Annotated in this window: 6 protein-coding genes; 5 read left to right on the top strand and 1 reads right to left on the bottom strand. The window is 33.5% G+C overall.

The window, feature by feature from the left end:
* The 5 genes from MVY38_RS03500 to MVY38_RS03480 all read left to right on the top strand — a co-directional run.
* A partial coding sequence (locus MVY38_RS03500; RefSeq protein ID WP_297483629.1) for a BRCT domain-containing protein occupies positions 1 to 780 on the top strand: 780 nt, incomplete at its 5' end.
* Positions 781 to 870: 90 nt separating this feature from the next.
* Positions 871 to 1,200: a helix-turn-helix transcriptional regulator gene (locus MVY38_RS03495; protein WP_297483627.1), complete on the top strand. Its 330-nt coding sequence runs from the start codon at positions 871 to 873 to the stop codon at positions 1,198 to 1,200.
* 149 nt (positions 1,201 to 1,349) lie between these two features.
* A complete protein-coding gene (locus MVY38_RS03490) occupies positions 1,350 to 1,766 on the top strand; it encodes a hypothetical protein (protein WP_297483625.1) in 417 nt (138 codons plus the stop codon).
* On the top strand, positions 1,726 to 1,980 hold the full coding sequence (locus MVY38_RS03485) for a hypothetical protein (RefSeq protein WP_297483623.1): 255 nt from the start codon (positions 1,726 to 1,728) through the stop codon (positions 1,978 to 1,980). The genes MVY38_RS03490 and MVY38_RS03485 overlap by 41 nt, the downstream gene beginning before the upstream one ends.
* A gap of 139 nt (positions 1,981 to 2,119) precedes the next feature.
* On the top strand, positions 2,120 to 2,827 hold the full coding sequence (locus tag MVY38_RS03480; protein ID WP_297483631.1) for a TlyA family RNA methyltransferase: 708 nt from the start codon (positions 2,120 to 2,122) through the stop codon (positions 2,825 to 2,827).
* 39 nt (positions 2,828 to 2,866) lie between these two features.
* Here MVY38_RS03480 and MVY38_RS03475 read toward each other — a convergent pair whose 3' ends face one another.
* Positions 2,867 to 4,345 carry a hypothetical protein gene (locus tag MVY38_RS03475; RefSeq protein WP_297483621.1) on the bottom strand — a complete coding sequence of 493 codons (1,479 nt, stop codon included), beginning with the start codon at positions 4,343 to 4,345 and terminating at the stop codon, positions 2,867 to 2,869.
* Positions 4,346 to 4,548: the final 203 nt, after the last annotated feature.

Here is a 4,548-nt window from a genome sequence, read left to right as displayed (position 1 = left end):
AAAGTAGAGAGACCAAAAAATTGTCCTGTTTGTGGGAGTGAACTTCTACAAGAAGAGGTACTAATAAAGTGTCAAAATCTCAACTGCGAAGCAAGAGTTGTAAACTCCATCATCTACTTTGCTTCGAAGCCCTGTCTAAACATTGATGGACTTGGCAATAAAATAGTAGAGCAACTCTATAGCGAAGGACTTGTAAAAAGTGTGCTTGATTTGTTTGATTTGAGTATGGAAAAACTTTTGGAGTTAGAGGGCTTTAAAGAGAAAAAAGCACAAAATCTTCTAAACGCAATAGTAAATGCTAAACGCAGTGAACTTTGGCGTTTTATAAATGCACTTGGTATTGAGCATATAGGAGAAGTGGCTTCAAAAATGATAGCACAAGCCTTTGGACTGGAGTATCTAAACGCAGCGAAAGAGGAACTTACAGCCATTGATGGTATAGGTGATGAGATGGCAGAGAGTTACTTAGAATTTATGCGTGTAAATCGTGAAACAGTGCAAAAATTGCAAGCGATTTTAGAGCCTGTAGCTCCTGAGAAAAAAGAGGAAGCAAAAGAGAACCCTTTTAAAGGAAAAACCATTGTCCTAACAGGAAGCATGAGCAGACCAAGACCAAAAATAAAAGAGATGCTAGAGTCTCTAGGTGCGAAAGTTTCAGGAAGTGTGAGTAAAAAAACTGACTTTTTGATTTATGGTGAAGATGCTGGAAGTAAGTATGATAAGGCTGTGAGTTTGGGTGTGGCTACACTTACTGAAGATGAGATGCAAAGTATGCTCTAATTTATATACAATTATCATTATATCGATAGTTGTTAGCATAAATATGCTATTATTATCAAAATAAAGGTATTTATATGTTGAGGACTTAGTATGAGCGAAATTAATTTTTTTACTACGAATGATGAAATAGCAAAACTATTAGCTTCACGAATAAAGAGTGAAAGAGTGGCACAACACTTAAAGCAAGAACAACTCGCTCAAAAAGCAGATGTGAAAATAGGAGTGGTGCGAAACCTAGAACAAAACGCAAAAATAACGCTGCATAATCTCATTGCAATATTAAGAGCATTACAAAAACAAGAGATATTTAGTGAGCTTTTTGACTTTGAAAAAGAGAGAATTGCAGTGGATGCTTTTAAGTATGAAGAAGAGATGCGTAAGAGAAAGAAGCAGAGAGTATATGATGCAAAACAATTATAGATGAAGCTTTTGATTTAAGTATCTTTCCGATTACTCTGCTTCAGCAAAATCTTGATTGGAATCGGCTAGGATTGAAAAGTGTTTTTAAGAGCATTCGTCCGAAGTATTCTATTAAAAAGCATAGTGAGGTGTTTGGGTATAATTCGGGGATGAAAAATATTGAAGATAAAATAATATCCAACTTTGAGAGCATTAAAGATGATATTGATGGCAATTTTGGTAATACTTGGCAATCTAAAAAACATTTTACATCCCATGTAGAGAAAAGGATATTTCTTAAGCATGTCGCTAGTGAGAAAGATTATATTACAAAAATTTTAGAGTGTTTGAGTACATCAGTAGAGTATGTTTTTGCTCAACATGAAAATAGTTGGGATAACATATGCTATAATAGTGACAAAAGTTGGGCTGTTATCTTTAATGAACATGGTAAAATAATGACAAGTTATAAGATAGAACCTAAGAGTAAAAGTTTTGAAAGTACTCAATCTAGCATAAAAGCAAAAATAACAAAAGGAGTTCCAAATGAAAAATTTAGAAAGTATTTTAAACGATTACGAAGCTGATATTAGATTTTGGATGGATGACTATGGGGAAGGTCATTTGTTTTTAGAGCATAGAGAGCAGTTAATACCTTTTGAAGCAGATAAAAGAGTAATGAAACTTGACAAGAAAGCTTTAGTAGTCATTGAAAATGATAACAGTAAAGGAAGTGATAAATTATTTTTAAAGAAATTAAAAAATATTATCACTGGGAACACTATACGCAAAGCAGCATAGGGTGGGAATTTACTCCTGCTTTAATAATTCCTCAATCTCTCCACATAAGTTACCAAACAAAGGATTTAAAATATGACAGGATTCATTATTGAGGAAAACTTATGAAAAAATATTCTTGTAAAACTGATGTTAAATGACAATGCGTTTAGATAACTATCTCGTAGAAAAAGGTTTTGTTGAAAGTCGAAATAAAGCACAGGCTCTCATAAAAGAGGGGCTTGTTCTTGTGAATGGAAAAGCACTTAAAAAGAGTTCTTTTAAAGTAGAAGAGGGTGATGAGGTGACAATAAATGAGCATAGGTCATATGTCTCTCGTGCTGCGTTTAAGCTTGATGCTTTTTTAGAAGAGCTGCGTTTAGATGTAGAGGGGAGAGTAGCACTTGACATCGGCTCTTCTACGGGTGGTTTTACGCAGGTGCTTTTAGAAAAAGGTGTCTCTGAAGTCAGCTGTGTGGATGTCGGGCATGATCAACTGCATCACTCCTTGCGTAAGGATGTACGGGTGCAGGTTTACGAGGGGTGTGACATTCGCAAATTTGAAGCGAAGCAGAGCTTTGATCTGATTGTGAGCGATGTCGCCTTTATCTCACTATTGTATATTTTAGATGATGTGGACAGACTTGCTTCCCAAGATATAATCTTGCTTTTTAAGCCACAGTTTGAAGTGGGGCGTGAGGTTAAACGAGATAAAAATGGTGTTGTACTCGATAAAAAAGCCATAGCAGCCGCAATGCAGAAGTTTGAGGATGCTTGTGCGCTTAAAGGGTGGCATTTAGAGAAAAAATCTCCCTCTGCTTTGAGTGGAAAAGAGGGAAATTTGGAGTACTGTTACTACTTTAAGAAGTAGTTGTTAGAGGGATGTAAAAACATCCCATATTCTAGTTGGTTAAAACTGTTTTAAAAATTTTGCAAGATTATGTGTATCTTCTTTATAAATTGTGTGGTTTTGAGAAGGTTGAAGTGTTGCATACTTAATCGCTAAACCAAATTTTAGGGATTTATTACGTGTTGAACTAACTGTGACTCTATTAAAAGTAGCTTCTTTTATTGAATTCCACAATGTTAAAGCATTAAATCGAACAACAGCATTTGGAGATAGTTCACTTGTAAAATTTTGAGTTCTATCATTAGCAATTTTATAAATAGCACCATCATAGTATAGGCTGATTGAGCCAATTTCTATAAACTGATTTGTTTTATTTGTTAAAACGATGGTCTGTGTTTCAGGCTCAAATACAACTTTAATATTTTTGTCACTGTTATAATATTTTGGAAAAACATCTTTAAAACTTGCAGCTACTATTTCATATGTTGCTGTAATACTTTTTGTGTCACTATTAATCTCTTGTGGCATTTGTTTAAGATGATAAAAAAGTGTTTTATGCTTGATTGTGGCTTGATGCTCATTATAATCTGAAATAATACTAATTTTATTTGTTTGTTTTGTTAGATATGTTTCATACGCTTTTTTCGCATCAGCTTTTCTCTTTTGCTTGATCTCTTTTATACTTGTTTGAAAATCTGTTTCTATTTTTTCTTTTGAAGAAGATAGTTTTTGGAAACAATCATCGTTTGCAGTACAAGGAAAAGAATTATCAACAAGAGAAACATAGCTTTTTGTAAAATCTACAGGGTGTTTTTCAAGTGCTTTATGTTCTATTGATGTTAGTGTATCAAGTTGTTCATTATGATAAAAGCCACTACGATCTTGTATGTTTACTTTTACTTTTGGTGTTTTTGCAAGGTAGTTACTTTGGTACTGAGTGAATATTTGGTTTAATTCATCATTTGTTTCATTCGTTATTTTTTGGAGTGAATTTTCTGCTTTGTGCTCTGTTTGTAAGAGAGTGTCATATTTGTCGATAAGAGCTATACGGTTTATATCTTCATCTTCTATCCAATCTTTTGCCGTTTCATCAAAATCTTTATAATCAAAGACATGCTGATTATCACACATTCCTCCACCTAGTAGAATATTTAAACCTATAACAAATGGCGCCATTACTATATTTTCAATAAAAACGTGGCTTGACTTATTTTTACACTCTACTTTTTCAAATGGTATTTGTGGAGTATCTGGGGTATTCCATAAGACACCAGATTTCTTGAGTTTATAAACACGAGTATTAAAACCAACAGGTTTGTAATCATTTAGACGAAGAGCAGGGCCATTAGTATGATTTACTATCTCTTTTGAAAAAGTTTCATTTTTAATGCTGTATGGAGCAAATAGTTCTGCCTGCGGTTTATAGTTGTCATGATCAACTGGTTGTGGAAGAGGTTTTTTACCACAACCACTTAAAAGAGACATTACTGTAATGGTAGATACTCCTAATAGAAGTAAATTTTTGTTACTTTTTTTCATATATAAATCCTCGTATAATAAATTAAGTGTAGTTTATTAAAATTATCTTTTATTTGTCAAGTTTTAATAGTTTTTTTAGTTGCGTTTAAAAAATAATAGCTTTATTTAAGTAAAATCAGCGTTGCTAAACCTAAAAATACAAAAAACCCATCGCATCAGTAGCAGTTGTTAGCAGCAGTGGTGAGGCAATGGCTGGGTCGATG

Origin of the sequence: Sulfurimonas sp., from assembly GCF_027056685.1 — a bacterium.
Classification (GTDB): domain Bacteria; phylum Campylobacterota; class Campylobacteria; order Campylobacterales; family Sulfurimonadaceae; genus Sulfurimonas.
Note: the sequence above shows the minus strand (reverse complement) of the source record. Positions and strands in the feature narration are given on the sequence as shown.

Bases quoted from the DNA above. Each gene is read 5' to 3' on its own strand.
- MVY38_RS03475 (WP_297483621.1), bottom strand. From the start codon at position 4,345: ATGAAAAAAAGTAACAAAAATTTACTTCTATTAGGAGTATCTACCATT.
- MVY38_RS03490 (WP_297483625.1), top strand. From the start codon at position 1,350: ATGAAAAATATTGAAGATAAAATAATATCCAACTTTGAGAGCATTAAA.
- MVY38_RS03495 (WP_297483627.1), top strand. From the start codon at position 871: ATGAGCGAAATTAATTTTTTTACTACGAATGATGAAATAGCAAAACTA.
- MVY38_RS03485 (WP_297483623.1), top strand. From the start codon at position 1,726: ATGAAAAATTTAGAAAGTATTTTAAACGATTACGAAGCTGATATTAGA.
- MVY38_RS03480 (WP_297483631.1), top strand. From the start codon at position 2,120: ATGCGTTTAGATAACTATCTCGTAGAAAAAGGTTTTGTTGAAAGTCGA.